Raw genomic sequence first — 15,921 nt, 5'->3', positions numbered from 1 at the left:
CCTAAGGGGATGGAATCAACGATTCACATCAACCACAACGCGTCCACGTACCTCGCCGGCGAGCAGGTGATTTGCCGTCTGTACAACCTCGCCCAAACCAATTTCTCGCGTTATCTCTTTCAAGATGGAGAGATCCAGATCTCGTGCAAGACGATCCCAGGCAGCGATTCGATCTCTACGAGGACGCATCACGCTGTCAATTCCGATCAGCGTCACACCACGCAGAATGAAGGGCGCGACGCTAGAAGGAAAGTCCATCCCTTGTGCAAGTCCGCAGGCGGCAACGGTGCCTCCATAACGGGTACTGGCACAGACGTTGGCCAGGGTATGGCTACCCACTGAGTCGATGGCGCCTGCCCAATGCTCTTTAGCAAGTGGGCGACCTGGCCCGCTCAACACTGAGCGGTCAATGATCTCTGAGGCGCCGAGCCTCTTCAGGTAGTCCGCTTCCTCGAGGCGACCGGTTGAAGCCACCACGGTGTAGCCCAAGCCGGCGAGGAGGGCGATCGCGAAACTGCCAACGCCGCCATTGGCCCCTGTCACCAAGACTTCGCCCTTGTCCGGCGTTACGCCATTGCGCTCCAGAGCGAGTACCGAAAGCATTGCTGTATAGCCTGCGGTACCAATCGCCATGGCTTGCTGGGCGGTGAATCCTTTGGGCAGTGGAATCAGCCAATCGCCGTTTAGCCGCGCCTTTTGAGCTAGACCACCCCAATGTGCTTCACCCACTCCCCAACCATTGAGTAGCACACTGTCACCAACTTTGAAGTCGGGGTTGCTGCTTTCCTCAACCGTACCCACCAGATCGACCCCGGGCACCATTGGAAACTTGCGAACAACTGGGCCTTTCCCAGTGATGGCCAGTGCATCTTTGTAATTGAGCGTGCTGTAGGCAATACGTACGGTAACGTCGCCGGCTGGCAGTTGCGATTCGTCTAAGTCGGTGATTTTAGCGAGATGAATGCCGTCGGTGTTATCAATCAAAATTCCGCTGAACATGAGATTTCCTCTATTAGACCGAACGTCTTTAAATTGGCCAAAAAATTTTAGCGGGGTAGCCCTGCCATAAATCCGTTGATGAAAGTGCTTAAGGGGGCTGCACTTTTTACCAGGCGTGCTCTGAGGACTGCGCCTTCCCAGCCGATCCAGAAATACGCCGCGAGTTCTGTGCAGTCAGCATCTTTGGCGAGTTCCCCGGAGTCCTGGGCTAACGCCAAACAATCGGCTAATCGTTGCTGCCAACTGAGAAGGGTTGAGTCCAAATGTTCGCGAAAGCCGTCTGGAAGAATGGTGACTTCTTGGCCCAGGTTGCCCACAAGGCAACCGCGTTTGAAATGGTATTTTTCCATGCCTGCTTTCGCGTCTTCAACGAAGGCAAGCACGCGTTGCAAAGGTGTCAGCGATTCATCCAGAAACCAGCGCTTAAGCTTTTTATCAAAGTAGGCTGCATAGTTATCCATCACCGCCCGGCCAAAATCCTCTTTGCTAGCGAAGTAGTGGTAGAAGGAGCCTTTGGGAACGCCGACCTTCTTCAACACACCGTCGATGCCGGTGGCCATGAAGCCCTGTTCGGTAAGAATTTCTGTGCCACAACGGATGAGCGCGTCTCGGGTATCCAGATTATCTCTAGGAACCTTCGGCGGGCGGCCACGGCGAGGAATTAGCTTCAAGTCGGTCATAGCGGCCGATATTAGACTGATCGTCTATAAAGTCAATCCAGATAACGCGACTGTAGACTGCTCCAAGGCATCTTTGCCGTCATGGTCGACCTCTCTGCTGATTCTGCTTATCGCTGCGGCGATGGTAGCGAGGGCTGGAAATAGGCTCATGCATCTCACTAGGGCTCTGCTAGGGCGCCGTCATCCGCTCTATGCGAAGTGAACACCGGCCCATCAAAACGAAGGAGACCTGGATCCCTAATTACGTGGATGCCTTAAGCTTTACCAAGGTCAACGGATTCGACATCACTACCCCGGCTAGCGAGGACGAGTAACAAGCCTGCTGCCGCCAGAACGGCACCCGCAACGGGCACTGCGGCATAACCAAGACCACCGGAAATTACCGCTCCTCCAGCTGCTGCACCTACGGCGTTGCCTAGGTTGAAGGCGCCCACATTGACCGAAGCTGCCAAGCCAGGCGCATCGTGTGCGGCCTGCATGACACGAATCTGCACAGGGGGAACGATAGCGAAGGTGACAATACCCCAGACCAACAGGCCGATGGCGGCAGCGATGTGGTTAGTCAGCATCAATGGCAAAACCAACATGACAGCCGCGAGCAGAGCCAGGAACAGTTTGATACTGCCTTCCAAAGACCAGTCGGCCAGACGTCCGCCTATCGCATTGCCAATGGTGAATCCCAAGCCAATCAACACCAATCCCAAAGTAATGAATGTGGAAGATGCGCCGGTGAGGTTCACGAGGACAGGTGCGACGTAGGTGTAAAGTGTGAACATAGCTCCTGCCCCCATGACCGTTGCTGCCATAGCCATCAACACTGCGGGGCGAGTAAGGACTTTCAGTTCTGCGCGTACATTCGGCATTGGATTGGCCTGACCTTTGGGCAAGGTAATCGCCAATGCTCCGATTGCGACAACGCCTAGTCCTGCGGTAATCGCGAACGCCATACGCCATCCAAGTTGCTGGCCAATCCATGTAGCAGCAGGTACGCCCCCAATGTTTGCGATGGTGAGCCCTAGAAACATGGAGGCTACAGCACTGGCCTGCTTTTCTTTCGGAACCAAGCTTGCTGCGAGTACCGATCCGAGTCCAAAGAAAGCTCCGTGATTGAGGCTGGTGATCAGTCGCGAAATCAAAAGCGTCCAATACCCTGGCGCTAAAACAGACAGAAGGTTGCCGAGCACGAAAATGCTCATTAACAAAATCAGTGCTTTCTTGGTAGGGAATCGTCCCAAAGCGAGTGTCATGATCGGTGCGCCGATCATGACGCCCAAGGCGTAAGCCGTAATTAACATTCCTGCAGTAGGGATAGAAACATTAATGCCGTTCGCAATTACGGGTAGCAGCCCCATAGGGGTGAACTCCGTAGTGCCAATAGCGAATGCTCCGACCGCCAGCGCAACGAGTGCCCAGGTTGATTTCATGGATGCGATCCTGCCTTGAGAAATTTAAGCGATAGTAGTGCCGAGTCGCGTTGACTTAAACGCAGCTTAAGTACATACATAATTGTCTTTTAGGCAAGAATCCCTAAAGAGTTAACACTCGAGATGAGTGATAACTCGTTAGGTCCCAGATTCCGTTACAAGCCGGCAGCTGCTTTCTCGATAACTTTCGCAACGCGTATTGGTTGGCTTAGAAATACGCCGTGACTGGCTTTGACTTCTGTAATTTTGTCGTTACCGCGCGCGTACATATAGCGCTGCAGCTTCGGATCTATGAGTTGATCTTCGGTTGCCAGCACAGCGTATGACGGTTTGTCATGCCATGCGGCCACTGTCGTTTTTGCGCTAGCCGCAGCTACAGCTAGTGGCATCTGCCCAGCAGCGAGAAAGTCTGCTTGGGCCTTAGGTATGTCAGCGGCGAAATCAGCATGAAAGACTTTAGGATCCAGTGAGAGAAAACCATGAGCATCAGGTACTAGGTGCGTTGAGATCGGTGGAATCTTGTTCGATAAATCGACCAAGCTTTCGCCAACATCGGGCTGCATTGCGGCCACGTAAACCAGAGACTTCACATTCGGATGATCGCCTGCTTGAGTAATGATTGATCCGCCATAACTCGCCCCGACTAGAACCGCAGGGCCGTCCTGCTGATCAAGCACCCGCTTGGTGGCTGCAACATCTTCTGCAAGCGATGTTTGTGTATGAGCAACAATGCTGACCTTAAAACCGTCTTTTGTCAGTTGATCATAAACACCTTTCCAGCTAGACCCATCGACCAATGCGCTGTGCACCAACACGATGTTATGAACTTTAGTCTTCGGAAGCGAAGAGGCCGCCACTGGAAGAGCTGCGGCCACTATGAGTGCGCCTACTATTTTTTTGGGTAGCTTGAACATGTGGGACTCCGGGACGAAGGAAATAAAAAGCAACCAACGCGCACCTACCCTAGAGGATGAGATGAACCGTCGAGTCCCATGACTGAAAAAGGCTCGTGGGTACGATCTGGTTGCCAGTCTCAATCCCCACATTTGTCTTAGTAGGAGGCTGAATGGATAGCGTCAAAACCTGTGTGCAGGTGCGATGGTGATATCCTATGGATTGCAGATATGGCAATAAACAACGAAAAAAGAACATCACCTGTGAGTTTTTATCATCAATGAATCATGAGCATCTGCGCGTTCTGGTTGAGATAGCGCGACTTGGCAGCTTTTCCCAAGTGGCTAAGCAACGTGACCTTGACCCCTCAGCCGTATCACGCATTGTCCAGTCAGTAGAGCGTGATCTGGGCGTTAGGCTTTTCCAGCGCTCGACACGACAGGTGTCATTGACGGAAGCAGGGGGTACCTATTTAGCCAGGATTGCACATCTGCTGGAGGAGCTCGATGCGGCAAGCGACGAAGTAAAGTCCGCGGAGCAACGGCCCAGCGGGATACTCAAGGTCACGGCCTCAGTCGCTTTTGGCCAAGCTTGCCTGGTGCCGCTGGTGCCTGAATTCATCGAGATGTACCCCGACATACAGTTAGAGTTACTGCTGACAGATACCAATGTGGATTTGATTGCTGAACGTGTGGATTTGGCGTTACGGGTGAGCCCGCACGTGGCTCAGGACATGGTTCGCTTGAAGTGGTTTGATGCTGCCTACACCGTTTGTGCGGCGCCCAGTTATATTCGTAACCACCCAACTGTCTCGGTGGTCGAGGACTTGGCAAATCACCGGCATGTGCTTTTTGGCTATCCACAGACGCAGTCGCTCTGGATAGTTACTGATGAGGGTGGCGTTGAGCACCGAATATCAGCCCAAGCAGCCGTTGTTTCCTCCAGCGGTCTAGCCCAGCGGGAATTGGCAATTTCAGGGGTAGGCCCCGCGCTCATGCCAATTTGGCTAGCAGCTCCCGCGTTAAAATCAGGTGCCTTGGTCGAACTGTTGCCACATTGCTCAATCACGCCGAGCAATTTTTCAGGTGCAGCCTGGTTGCTGTATCCAAATCGAAAATTTCTACCCTCTAAAACACGCGCCATGCTGGATTTTCTTTTGAAGCACACGATGCAACATTGGTAGGCAATCCCCCCGCAATTCAGCATCAGAGTCCTGTTCACTATCATCCCCGTATTGGCAGTTTCCAATTGGGTCGAATGAAGTGACAGGTATATCCATTGGGAAATTGTTCGAGGTAGTCCTGGTGTTCTGGTTCTGCTTCCCAGAAGGGGCCTGCAGGCGTGATTTCTGTGACGACCTTGTCAGGCCACAGGCCGGATGCGTTCGCGTCGGCCACAGTGTCTTCGGCCACGTACTTCTGCTCATTGTCGAGATAGAAGATCGCCGAGCGGTAGCTCATGCCAATATCGTTACCTTGGCGATTGGTCGTTGTTGGGTCGTGTATCTGGAAGAAAAACTCAAGGATCTGGCGATAGCTGATCTGCTTCGGGTCGAATACGATCTCGATTGCTTCTGCGTGTGTGCCGTGATTGCGGTAGGTAGCGTTCGGCACATCACCGCCCGTGTAGCCAACCCGTGTAGCAATCACACCAGGGTAACGCCTTAACAAATCCTGCATGCCCCAGAAGCAACCACCAGCCAGGAGGGCGGTTTCAGTTTGCGTTGTCATATCAAGCTCTCCCGTCGAAAAAAAACCCTTTGAGTTCACACTCGCAGGGTATTTGGTAGTTCAGGAATCACGTGGGCTGTGCCTTTTCGGCGCGGGGCAAGGCTCCGCGCCGAAAAGCTTACGGCTTAGTTAATCGCGTCGCCCAATACTTCAACGATCCGCTGAGCAATGTGCTCGACGTGCGTCTCAAGTGCAAAGTGACCGGTGTCCAAAAGCTCGACGACCGCGTTCGGGTTATCACGCTTGAAAGCCTCGGCGCCTGGCGGAATGAAGAACGGATCGCCCTTGCCCCAGATGGCCAGGGTTGGCACCTTGGTGTCACGGAAAAACTTCTGGAACGCTGGGTACAGCGTCAGGTTGTTCTGATAGTCGTAGAACAGATCAAGCTGAATATCCTTGTTGCCCGGACGATCCAACAACAGTGCATCCAGGTAGTAAGCTTCTGGTGCGATATCTTCAGGGTTGCTCACGCCTTCCACATACTGCCAGCGAGTACCTTCCAAGTGCAGGATGGCATCGTTGATCACCTGGCGATTCTCGGCGGTCTTTTCTGCCCAGTAATTGCGAATCGGTGCCCAAGCATCACCCAGACCTTCCAGGTAAGCATTGCCATTCTGGGAAATAATGGCGCTGACGCGCTCAGGGTGTGCCAACGCGAGGCGCAGACCGGTTGGAGCGCCATAGTCAAAGAAGTACATGGCATAACGCTTAAGACCCAGCACATCGACAAAATCACCGATCGTCTTGCCGATGGCATCGAAGGTATAGACGTAGTTGCGCTCAGCTGGAACGTCAGTGAAACCGAAACCTGGAAGATCCGGTGCGATGATGCGGTATTTGTCCGCAAGCAAAGGGATCAAGTCGCGGAACTGGTGCGAAGAGCTCGGGAACCCGTGCAATAGCAGCAATACCGGCGCATCGGCAGCGCCTGCTTCACGATAAAAAACACGGACGCCGTCTGCTTCGGCAAATTTGTAAGCTACGTTGGTGTGCTTGGACGAGGTCATGGCTCGATCTCCTGTAACTGGTAAAATAGTTATTGGCGGTTACTGGCTCCCATTGTGCACGATTTATGTAACTGGTCAAACTGTTTTTATGGGTTACAATGACCAATCGAATTTCGGGAGATCTCCATGACTGCCTCTAACCCGTCACTTACCCTTCCTGCTCCGCTTGTACTGGCCGATCATCCGGCTCTCGATTTGTTGAACACAAAAATGATGGTCGAGGGCCAAACACGCGATCTTCTGTCGGACGATGAAGACGCGGCTCGATGGCTTGAGCAAATCGGATTTGGTTCATCCACTGAGTTACCTGTCGCTGTAAACGGTCGGTTGGTGGGTGAGTTACGCGCGCTGCGTGACTGCGTTGAGAATTTGATCGCTGCCCGTTGCGAGAGCCGCTCGGCAGATCCGGCGGCACTGAATGCGTTTCTGCGACAGGCAGTTCCTCAACTTGTATGGGAGCAACCAGGGCAACCGCTTTTGGATCGATTTCGTGAGCCTGACGCGGCGAATCGAAGGATGAGTCAGCTCGCGTTTGCTGCCGCTGAATTACTGGCCGAGGGCGATTTCAATCTCGTGCGCAAATGCGAAAGCCCAGAGTGTTCGCTGATGTTTTATGACCGCACCAAGTCGCACAAACGACGGTGGTGCAGCATGGCACTGTGCGGGAACCGTCATAAGGTTGCCGAGTTCCGTAAGCGTCGTCAGGGCGTTGTGAACTGAAGCTTTCACTTGTATGAAGGAGCGCTGATTTACTAAGGATAGCCTGTATCAAGGGGAGGGCCGGACAAGCGTCAATAGCGTCGACTCGCGTCAGAACGTCTTATCGTGAATTTTTCGTTCGACAATTGCGCCAAGTTCTCGAATGGGATACTGGGCGTGTATGCGGAGAGCGTTGCAGCCTCGCTCCTGGCTAAATGATGCAGCGTCGGTGAAGTGTTGGACAAAGCCACAGCAACGGCAGCTAACCAGGACTCCATCGAGTCGCCAGTGTTTATTCCAAATTTGGAGCGGAAGGTAGGTCATTGGCACTGCATTGCCTGCCTATGGGTTAGGTGCGCACTCCATGTGCTGAGCAGTTGTAGACAATGAACATAGGTTCCGGTTTCCGCTACCCACGAGATAATTCAATTTCGGTAAGGCTCCGAAGGCAATTTGAATGACTTCCTCAGGGCGTGAAGCTGCCGGTGACGCCAGGCAGAAACTGGCCAATCGCCTTTAAGCTGAATGCTGCGTAAATCATAAGTTATTGATAATGCTGGCTTAATTCAGATACGGTGATATCGCATGAATCAGAGCCTTCGGCAGGCTGCTTTGAACATGCATTCAATTGTAAGAGCCATTTTCAGCGACTACACTCCAGCCCATGAAACGCTATCTACGGTTTTGCCTCCTCTTCTTTATCAGCTTGGCGCTTCCCCTCAGCGGGATGGCGGGTGTTCAGGCACCAACAGAGCCTTGCCCAATGAAGACGATGGGCATGGCGATGATGGACGACATGGGGATGGACTGCTGCAACGATATGAAAAGCCCTTCCGAGCACGGTAAGCCTTGCAAGCCGGGCCAGGAATGCAAGACGGGCGGGATGCTGCAAGTCTCGATCCTCAAGCCTCCCGTAACCTTGTTCAGCCCAGTAGCGATTTCCTTTTTCAGCGATTCCCTACCCATACAGACCCCATCCGGGGTATGGCGACCGCCCCGCGTTTGATTCCTGTCCCACATTGAGCCTCTTTCCGCATTAGCGGGATGGACTGGCTGCGCGCATGTCTTTTTGACGCGTGCAGTGGATGATCACAGGAATCGTAAACATGAACTCCAAGTGCTATTGCACAGGCTGGTCTCTCGTGGCCGGTCTGGCGGCAAGCGTACTGGCATTGCCGAGCTTCGCTGCCGCATTGACACTCGATGAAGCGTTGCGGCTGGCCGAAAACAATGCACCGTCGCTGACCGCACAAGACGCCAAAATTCAGGCTGCCAGCAGCGCGGCTATTCCAGTCGGTGAGCTACCTGACCCCAAATTGCTGCTGGGTGTACAGAACTACCCCATTGGCGGCCCGGATCGTTGGAGCATCGACCAGGACTTCATGACCATGCAGATGGTCGGGGTCAGGCAGGAGATGCCCAATAGCGATAAGCGAAAAGCGCGTATCGAAGTCGCCGATGCAGCTATTGATCGTGCCTCTGCGGAGCGTCGAGTCGAACGTCTGAAGGTGCGCCAGTCCACGGCGTTGGCTTGGATCAGTAGCTACGCGGTTGAGCGTAAAGATGCGCTGTTCCAGGACTTCTACAAAGAAAACCGATTATTGACCGATACCGTCCGGGCCCAGATTGCCGGGGGCCGCGCTCAACCCGCCGATGCGGTGACTCCCAAGCAAGAAGCGGCTCAATTGGCGGAACAGCAGGACGATCTGATTCGCGAGCGCGCACAGGCCCGAGCTGCCCTCAAACGCTGGATTGGCTCCGCCGCCAATGACAAGCCTGTGGGCAGCTTGCCTGTATGGCCCGTCGATACCTCAAGCTACGCCCATAAACTGCAACACCATCCCGAGTTGGCAGCGTTCGCGCCGATGGCCCGTGAAGCGCAAGCCAAGGTTCGTGAAGCCGAAGCGGAGAAGCAGTCGGACTGGAGTTGGGAGCTCGATTATCAGCATCGTGGCCGACAATTCGGCGACATGGTCAGCGTGCAACTTTCATGGGATCTACCGCTATTTCCTAGCTCGCGCCAAAACCCCAAAATCGCAGCCAAACAGGCTGAACTTAACCAGCTTGAGGCCGAGCGCGAAGCCCTGTCTCGTGAGCACACCCAGCAATTGGAAACTGAACTGGCTGACTATGAGCGCCTAAATCGTGCCGTGCGCCGAAACCAGGAAAGCCTATTGCCGCTGGCCAAGGAAAAGGTCGAACTCAGCATGGCCAGTTACCGTGCCGGCAAAGGCGATTTAAACGCCGTTGTTGCCGCCCGACGCGAGCTTATCGAGGCCCGTCTCAAGCAGATCGACGTGGAAGAGCAGCGAGCGCTGACCAGTGCGCGTCTGTATTTCGCTTATGGGGAGGCCAGCCAATGAACCTTAAATGGAACGGGGCATTGTTGGTAGGCATCTCGCTGGCGTTCGGTATTGCCGGTGGTTACTGGTTCGCGCATCAGCGCATGAGCGGAGTACCCGTTACCACCCCGGAGCAGAGCCTCAATTCCCCGGACGAACGCAAAGCCCTGTATTGGTACGACCCCATGTACCCGCAGCAAAAGTTCGACAAGCCGGGAAAATCTCCCTTCATGGACATGCAACTGGTTCCTCAGTACGCCGCTGGCGTAGGGGATCATGCGACCGTCAGTATCGATCCAAGTCTGACCCAGAATCTCGGTCTGCGTTTTGCAACTGTCACCCGTGGGATCTTAGATTCCAGTCTCGACGTCACAGGAGTCTTGGGATTCAACGAGCGCGATGTCGCGGTGATTCAGGCTCGCACCACGGGCTTTGTGGAGAGGGTCTATGCCCATGCTCCCGGCGATGTACTCAAAGCCAACGCGGCGTTGGCGGATATCCTGGTGCCCGAGTGGGAAGCCGCCCAGACAGAGTTCCTTGCCCTGAAGCGCAACGGTGATGCTGACTTGTTGGCTGCCGCCCGCCAACGACTGCGGCTCACAGGGATGCCGGCAACACTGATCACTCAGTTAGAGCGTGGCGGTAAGGTTCAGCCCTACCTGACGCTCACCAGCCCTATTGCCGGTGTGCTGCAAGAGTTGAATGTACGTGCGGGTATGACCGTGGCGACTGGCGACACTCTGGCGCGCGTCAATGGCTTGAGCAGTGTCTGGCTAGCCGTGGCCGTTCCAGAATCGGATTCCGGAGCTATCACCGTGGGGCAGGCGGTCGAAGCGCGTCTGCCAGCCTTCCCAGGAACAACACTCAGTGGCAAGGTCAGCGCAATTTTGCCCGAGACCAATCCGGACAGCCGCACACTTCGGGTACGTGTCGAGTTACCCAATCCGGACGGGCGCCTCAGGCCGGGTTTGACGGCGCAGGTACGCCTGAATCGTTCGACCGAGCAAAGTGTATTGTGGGTGCCGAGTGAGGCGGTGATTCGCACTGGCCGACGAGCCCTGGTGATGCTCGCCGAAGACGCTGGCCGCTACCGTCCCGTGGAGGTGCACCTCGGGCAGGAAAGCGATGGCAAAACGGCGATAGTGAAAGGTCTGGAAGCAGGCCAGAAGGTGGTTACGTCTGGCCAGTTCCTGCTCGACTCGGAGGCCAGTCTTAAGGGCATTGTTGCTCGCACGGAGGAAGAGTCGCCACCCAGTGAAACAGCCTCCAGTTTTCATGAGGCGGATGGGCAGATCGTTGAGATCAACGACAAAGAAGTCACGCTCGCCCACGGCCCTTTCAAGACGCTAGGCATGCCTGGCATGACGATGACTTTCCCACTCGCTAGTCCGGCGCTGATGCAGGGGCTCAAAGCGGGTGACAAGGTTCGAATCGCGTTGAGCCAGACCGACGATGGCTTGCGTGTTGAGCGCCTGGATAAATTGGGGAGCCAGCCATGATTGCTGCCCTGATTCGTTGGTCAGTGGCCAACCGATTCCTGGTGCTACTGGCGACACTGTTTGTCACCGCTTGGGGCATCTGGTCGGTGCAAAGCACGCCCATTGATGCGTTGCCAGACCTCTCCGATGTACAGGTGATTATCCGCACCCCTTATGCAGGACAAGCGCCGCAGATCGTCGAGAACCAGGTCACCTATCCGTTGGCCACCACCATGCTCTCGGTGCCGGGGGCCAAGACCGTGCGTGGTTACTCCTTCTTTGGCGATAGCTTTGTCTACGTGCTGTTCGAAGACGGCACTGACTTGTATTGGGCTCGCTCGCGGGTGTTGGAGTACCTGAGTCAGATACAAAGCCGCTTGCCGGCCAGCGCCAAGCCGGCGTTGGGGCCGGATGCGACGGGGGTGGGTTGGATCTATCAGTACGCACTGGTGGATCGCAGTGGCGGGCACGATTTGGCACAGCTCCGCGCTCTTCAGGACTGGTTCCTCAAGTTTGAACTCAAGACCTTGCCGAACGTTGCGGAAGTGGCCACCGTGGGTGGCATGGTCAAGCAGTACCAAGTGCAGCTCGATCCGCTGAAATTGGCCAGCCTCGGCATCACTCAGGCTGAGGTGACCGACGCCATCGGTAAGGCCAATCAGGAAACCGGTGGTGCCGTGCTGGAGATGGCGGAGACCGAGTTCATCGTGCGCGCTTCGGGCTATCTGAAGACGCTCAATGACTTCCGGGCGATCCCGCTTAAGTTGGGTGCGGGTGGTGTACCAGTGACCCTTGGCGATGTCGCCACGATCCAGTTGGGGCCGGAAATGCGGCGGGGCATTACCGAACTTGACGGCGAAGGCGAGACCGTCGGTGGCGTGGTGATTTTGCGCAGTGGCAAGAATGCTCGCGAGACCATTGCGGCGGTCAAGACTAAACTCGACGAACTGAAAAGCAGTCTGCCGTCCGGGGTGGAAATCGTTACCACCTACGACCGCAGCAAGCTGATCGACCGCGCTGTTGAAAACCTCAGCCACAAGCTGATCGAAGAGTTCATTGTCGTCGCGTTGGTCTGTGGAATCTTCCTCTGGCACCTGCGCTCATCCCTGGTGGCGATCATCTCCCTGCCTGTTGGTGTGTTGATTGCCTTCATCGTCATGCGCTACCAAGGCATCAACGCCAACATCATGTCCTTGGGCGGGATTGCCATCGCCATTGGCGCCATGGTCGATGCCGCCGTGGTGATGATCGAGAACGCCCACAAGAAGATTGAGGCATGGCACGCGGCCAATCCGGGGGAAGAACTGAAGGGTGAACGTCATTGGCATGTAATGACCGAAGCGGCGGCAGAGGTAGGCCCCGCGCTGTTCTTCTGTTTGTTGATCATCACCCTGTCGTTCATTCCGGTGTTCACGCTGGAAGCTCAGGAAGGACGGTTGTTCGGCCCTTTGGCTTTCACCAAGACCTACGCCATGGCGGCAGCGGCGGGATTGTCAGTGACCTTGGTGCCAGTGCTTATGGGCTACTGGATTCGAGGGCGAATTCCCAGTGAACATCAGAACCCGTTGAACCGGTGGTTGATTCGGATCTATCAGCCAGCCCTGGACGCAGTCTTGCGTCGACCAAAGATCACGCTGCTGGTGGCGCTATTGGTTTTTGTCAGTGCGCTATGGCCAATGTCTCGCTTGGGTGGCGAGTTTCTCCCCCCGTTGGACGAGGGTGACCTGCTCTATATGCCTTCAGCTCTACCGGGATTGTCGGCGCAGAAAGCGGCACAACTGCTGCAACAGACTGACCGTCTGATCAAGACCGTGCCTGAAGTCGAACACGTCTTCGGTAAAGCGGGGCGCGCTGAAACCGCCACCGACCCGGCACCGCTGGAGATGTTCGAAACCACCATTCAATTCAAGCCGCACGAGCAATGGCGGCCAGGCATGACCCAGGAAAAGTTGGTGGAAGAACTGGATCGAACGGTACGAGTCCCTGGGCTTACGAATATCTGGATACCACCGATTCGCAACCGTATCGACATGCTGGCCACGGGGATCAAGAGTCCCATCGGAGTGAAAGTTGCCGGCACCAACCTGACGGAGATCGATGCCGCGACTCAGGCGGTCGAGCGGGTGGCCAAGGATGTGCCCGGTGTCAGTTCGGCTCTGGCTGAGCGACTGACCGGTGGCCGCTATATCGACGTGGATATCGACCGCAAGGCCGCCGCCCGCTACGGACTGAATATCGCCGATGTGCAGTCCATCGTGGCCGGAGCTATCGGCGGTGAAAACGTCGGGGAGACCATTGAAGGGCTTGCACGCTTCCCGATCAACGTCCGTTACCCCCGTGAGTGGCGTGACTCGCTCGGCGCCCTGGAGCAGTTGCCAATCTACACCCCGCTAGGCAGCCAAATCACCCTTGGCACGGTGGCGAAGATCAAGGTCAGCGACGGGCCGCCGATGCTTAAGAGCGAAAACGCAAGGCCTTCAGGCTGGGTCTATATCGACGTGCGGGGGCGGGATATTGCCTCGGTTGTCGCCGACCTGCGTCGGGTCGTCAATGAACAGGTCAAGCTGCAGCCAGGCATGAGCCTGAGCTACTCAGGACAGTTCGAGTTTCTCGAAAGGGCCAACGCACGCCTCAAACTGGTAGTACCTGCCACGCTGTTGATCATCTTCGTGCTGCTCTACCTGACTTTCGCCCGCTTCGATGAGGCGCTATTGATCATGGCCACTCTGCCATTCGCACTGACCGGTGGAGCATGGTTCCTCTATCTATTGGGATTCAACCTGTCGGTCGCCACCGGAGTCGGCTTTATCGCCTTGGCCGGGGTTTCTGCCGAGTTCGGCGTGATCATGCTGCTCTACCTGAAGAACGCTTGGGCCGAACGTGAAGACCTCGGCGGCAGCACTGAGCGCGGACTGGTTGCGGCGATTCGTGAAGGGGCTGTGCAGCGAGTTCGACCTAAGGCCATGACCGTGGCCGTCATTATTGCGGGCTTGTTACCCATCTTGTTGGGCAGCGGTACGGGTAGCGAAGTGATGAGCCGCATTGCCGCGCCCATGGTTGGCGGCATGGTCACAGCACCCTTGCTTTCCCTTTTTGTCATTCCGGCAGCCTATCGCCTAATGCGTCGCCGGCACCTCTCAGTTGAACCCGTCAAACCTGAAGGAAAAGTCGTATGAAACTGACCCTGATTGCAGTTGCAAGCACCGTATTCGCGCTATCACTTTCTGCCCACGCGGAGGACATGCCGGGCATGAAAATGGACGGTATGGAGGGCATGCAGATGGAACAGAAAACAAAACAGGCTCCAGTCGCTAACGCCGAGGGAACGATCAAGGCTATCGATGTTACGAAGCATACGGTGACCATCTCCCACGGAGCTGTTCCAGCCGTGCAATGGCCGCCGATGACCATGGCCTTTTCCGTGACGGAAGATCAGCTGAAAGGGCTGACGACTGGAGACCGTGTATCGTTTTCCTTCCGGCTAGAAGGTAGCAGAGCCACGATTGTGTCTATTAAAAAATAAATACCTGTGGTGGAAGTGTCCGGCACGCTTTGTCGTGCCAGACATAACTCATCAAATACGCCTGTTCAGGAAAATCGGTGCGTCCAGTGAGCGCGCTGCAATGACTGCTTTTGGCCCAGAGTGTGTAAAAACGCTTCGCCAAAATTGAGGTGCGCGCGTCTACGTTAAATCTGAAATTTATCGGCACGTCAGCAGATGTGGATTTTGCGTAGAAGCGAGATTTCCAGTCCGGTTTTGAGTTCCTGTCGCGCTGAAAAACGTTTTTACACAGCCTCGGCCGAAAGCTGCCAGTCACCCAACCATTCAAAAGGTAGCCGAAGCGACTTATCAGTTCCTGCTGAACTGCATCCGCCATCCGGGTCAGGGATGGCAGATGCACGCTCCCCTCAACTTTGCGGCGCGCCATGCTCAACCATCGCTCGCCATTCCTGCACGCTCGGTCTTTCTTGCATCCTGGCGTGCCATGCCCGCAACGCTTCACATTCATCAGGCACGTGGAGTTTGACCAGCGAGGCGAAAATCATGCCTCCCAGAACCGCAATATCGGCCATCGAAAACGTGTCACCGACAATGAAAGGCTGATGTTTGAGAAGGCTATCGAAATAGTGCATGCCCCTGACCGCCTTGTCGCGCATGCGACCGCCCCATTCGGCGTTTTGATAAAGCTCGACCTGCGGCCCAAGGCCCGGGGTAGCATGATGGAAGTACACACTGACCGCATCGAGAAACTCGATTTCAGCACGCTTGGTCATCATGTGGATGAGGCCTTTCTCTACAGGCGTTTGCCCGGTAAGGATGGGGCTACCATCCAGCACGTCCAGGTACTGAGTAATGGCCGAGCATTCGGCAATGAGCGTACCGTCGTTCAACTCCAGCACGGGAAGCGTTCCGGAGTAATTGATGGCCAGAAACTCAGGTTTCTTGTGTTCGCCTGTCCATAGGTTGACCGATACAAATTCGATTCGGGAAAGCATGCCTTTTTCTGCCAATGCGATGCGCACGCGAGCGGGGTAGGGGCCATCAAACCAGTCGTGGATTTTCATCATAGGGAGCGTGGATGCGTGTAACTGCGGTTTTGAAGAGTTCATGGTATTTACCTGTCTACCTGTCAGTTGGTAGGTAAAGACTGGGCGCTTGGTTTTGTG

15 protein-coding genes are annotated in these 15,921 nt (G+C 55.3%); 7 read left to right on the top strand and 8 right to left on the bottom strand.

Annotated features, from left to right (window positions below; genetic code table 11):
• Nucleotides 1–15: 15 nt before the first annotated feature.
• From acuI to ACA052_RS14770, 4 genes are all read right to left on the bottom strand, one after another.
• Nucleotides 16–999, bottom strand: a complete 984-nt coding sequence (gene acuI / locus ACA052_RS14785) for an acrylyl-CoA reductase (NADPH) (protein WP_497645541.1) — start codon at nt 997–999, stop codon at nt 16–18.
• Between the two features lie 47 nt (nt 1,000–1,046).
• Nucleotides 1,047–1,679: an acrylate utilization transcriptional regulator AcuR gene (gene acuR / locus ACA052_RS14780; RefSeq protein WP_497645540.1), complete on the bottom strand. Its 633-nt coding sequence runs from the start codon at nt 1,677–1,679 to the stop codon at nt 1,047–1,049.
• Between the two features lie 254 nt (nt 1,680–1,933).
• Nucleotides 1,934–3,103, bottom strand: a complete 1,170-nt coding sequence (locus ACA052_RS14775) for an MFS transporter (protein ID WP_497645539.1) — start codon at nt 3,101–3,103, stop codon at nt 1,934–1,936.
• Nucleotides 3,104–3,258: 155 nt separating this feature from the next.
• On the bottom strand, nt 3,259–4,017 hold the full coding sequence (locus ACA052_RS14770; protein WP_497645538.1) for an alpha/beta fold hydrolase: 759 nt from the start codon (nt 4,015–4,017) through the stop codon (nt 3,259–3,261).
• Between the two features lie 197 nt (nt 4,018–4,214).
• On the opposite strand from ACA052_RS14770, the gene ACA052_RS14765 reads away from it, so the two are divergent.
• Nucleotides 4,215–5,180: a LysR family transcriptional regulator gene (locus ACA052_RS14765; protein WP_497645537.1), complete on the top strand. Its 966-nt coding sequence runs from the start codon at nt 4,215–4,217 to the stop codon at nt 5,178–5,180.
• Nucleotides 5,181–5,220: 40 nt separating this feature from the next.
• Here ACA052_RS14765 and msrA read toward each other — a convergent pair whose 3' ends face one another.
• The gene (msrA, locus tag ACA052_RS14760) at nt 5,221–5,727 is read right to left on the bottom strand and encodes a peptide-methionine (S)-S-oxide reductase MsrA (RefSeq protein WP_497645536.1); all 507 of its coding nucleotides are present in this window, start codon (nt 5,725–5,727) and stop codon (nt 5,221–5,223) included.
• A gap of 125 nt (nt 5,728–5,852) precedes the next feature.
• Nucleotides 5,853–6,734, bottom strand: a complete 882-nt coding sequence (locus ACA052_RS14755; RefSeq protein WP_201181189.1) for an alpha/beta fold hydrolase — start codon at nt 6,732–6,734, stop codon at nt 5,853–5,855.
• Nucleotides 6,735–6,860: 126 nt separating this feature from the next.
• Between ACA052_RS14755 and ACA052_RS14750 the strand changes: the two genes are divergently transcribed.
• From ACA052_RS14750 to ACA052_RS14725, 6 genes are all read left to right on the top strand, one after another.
• On the top strand, nt 6,861–7,454 hold the full coding sequence (locus ACA052_RS14750) for a CGNR zinc finger domain-containing protein (RefSeq protein WP_497645535.1): 594 nt from the start codon (nt 6,861–6,863) through the stop codon (nt 7,452–7,454).
• Between the two features lie 643 nt (nt 7,455–8,097).
• Nucleotides 8,098–8,439 carry a hypothetical protein gene (locus tag ACA052_RS14745; RefSeq protein ID WP_497645534.1) on the top strand — a complete coding sequence of 114 codons (342 nt, stop codon included), beginning with the start codon at nt 8,098–8,100 and terminating at the stop codon, nt 8,437–8,439.
• Nucleotides 8,440–8,539: 100 nt separating this feature from the next.
• A complete protein-coding gene (locus ACA052_RS14740; RefSeq protein WP_497645533.1) occupies nt 8,540–9,796 on the top strand; it encodes a TolC family protein in 1,257 nt (418 codons plus the stop codon).
• On the top strand, nt 9,793–11,274 hold the full coding sequence (locus ACA052_RS14735) for an efflux RND transporter periplasmic adaptor subunit (protein WP_497645532.1): 1,482 nt from the start codon (nt 9,793–9,795) through the stop codon (nt 11,272–11,274). Before ACA052_RS14740 ends, ACA052_RS14735 begins: the two co-directional genes overlap by 4 nt.
• A complete protein-coding gene (locus ACA052_RS14730) occupies nt 11,271–14,429 on the top strand; it encodes an efflux RND transporter permease subunit (protein WP_497645531.1) in 3,159 nt (1,052 codons plus the stop codon). The genes ACA052_RS14735 and ACA052_RS14730 overlap by 4 nt, the downstream gene beginning before the upstream one ends.
• A complete protein-coding gene (locus ACA052_RS14725) occupies nt 14,426–14,776 on the top strand; it encodes a copper-binding protein (RefSeq protein WP_497645530.1) in 351 nt (116 codons plus the stop codon). The genes ACA052_RS14730 and ACA052_RS14725 overlap by 4 nt, the downstream gene beginning before the upstream one ends.
• Here the strand turns inward: ACA052_RS14725 and ACA052_RS14720 are convergent.
• Both ACA052_RS14720 and ACA052_RS14715 read right to left on the bottom strand, forming a co-directional pair.
• A complete protein-coding gene (locus tag ACA052_RS14720; protein ID WP_497645529.1) occupies nt 14,766–15,182 on the bottom strand; it encodes a hypothetical protein in 417 nt (138 codons plus the stop codon). The two genes, ACA052_RS14725 and ACA052_RS14720, sit on opposite strands and share 11 nt — an antisense overlap.
• Complete coding sequence (locus ACA052_RS14715; protein ID WP_497650329.1) at nt 15,163–15,819, bottom strand: glutathione S-transferase; 657 nt, start codon at nt 15,817–15,819, stop codon at nt 15,163–15,165. The genes ACA052_RS14720 and ACA052_RS14715 overlap by 20 nt, the downstream gene beginning before the upstream one ends.
• Nucleotides 15,820–15,921: the final 102 nt, after the last annotated feature.

The sequence above is a fragment of the Pseudomonas sp. LBUM1644 genome (assembly GCF_059716195.1).
This window is presented reverse-complemented; position numbering and strand designations above follow the sequence as displayed.

Coding starts and splice junctions, on each gene's coding strand:
- ACA052_RS14755 (WP_201181189.1), bottom strand. CDS start 6,734: ATGACCTCGTCCAAGCACACCAACGTAGCTTACAAATTTGCCGAAGCA.
- acuI (WP_497645541.1), bottom strand. CDS start 999: ATGTTCAGCGGAATTTTGATTGATAACACCGACGGCATTCATCTCGCT.
- ACA052_RS14745 (WP_497645534.1), top strand. CDS start 8,098: ATGAAACGCTATCTACGGTTTTGCCTCCTCTTCTTTATCAGCTTGGCG.
- ACA052_RS14770 (WP_497645538.1), bottom strand. CDS start 4,017: ATGTTCAAGCTACCCAAAAAAATAGTAGGCGCACTCATAGTGGCCGCA.
- ACA052_RS14765 (WP_497645537.1), top strand. CDS start 4,215: ATGGATTGCAGATATGGCAATAAACAACGAAAAAAGAACATCACCTGT.
- ACA052_RS14735 (WP_497645532.1), top strand. CDS start 9,793: ATGAACCTTAAATGGAACGGGGCATTGTTGGTAGGCATCTCGCTGGCG.
- ACA052_RS14740 (WP_497645533.1), top strand. CDS start 8,540: ATGAACTCCAAGTGCTATTGCACAGGCTGGTCTCTCGTGGCCGGTCTG.
- ACA052_RS14730 (WP_497645531.1), top strand. CDS start 11,271: ATGATTGCTGCCCTGATTCGTTGGTCAGTGGCCAACCGATTCCTGGTG.
- ACA052_RS14775 (WP_497645539.1), bottom strand. CDS start 3,103: ATGAAATCAACCTGGGCACTCGTTGCGCTGGCGGTCGGAGCATTCGCT.
- ACA052_RS14720 (WP_497645529.1), bottom strand. CDS start 15,182: ATGGCGCGCCGCAAAGTTGAGGGGAGCGTGCATCTGCCATCCCTGACC.
- ACA052_RS14750 (WP_497645535.1), top strand. CDS start 6,861: ATGACTGCCTCTAACCCGTCACTTACCCTTCCTGCTCCGCTTGTACTG.
- acuR (WP_497645540.1), bottom strand. CDS start 1,679: ATGACCGACTTGAAGCTAATTCCTCGCCGTGGCCGCCCGCCGAAGGTT.
- ACA052_RS14715 (WP_497650329.1), bottom strand. CDS start 15,819: ATGAAAATCCACGACTGGTTTGATGGCCCCTACCCCGCTCGCGTGCGC.
- msrA (WP_497645536.1), bottom strand. CDS start 5,727: ATGACAACGCAAACTGAAACCGCCCTCCTGGCTGGTGGTTGCTTCTGG.
- ACA052_RS14725 (WP_497645530.1), top strand. CDS start 14,426: ATGAAACTGACCCTGATTGCAGTTGCAAGCACCGTATTCGCGCTATCA.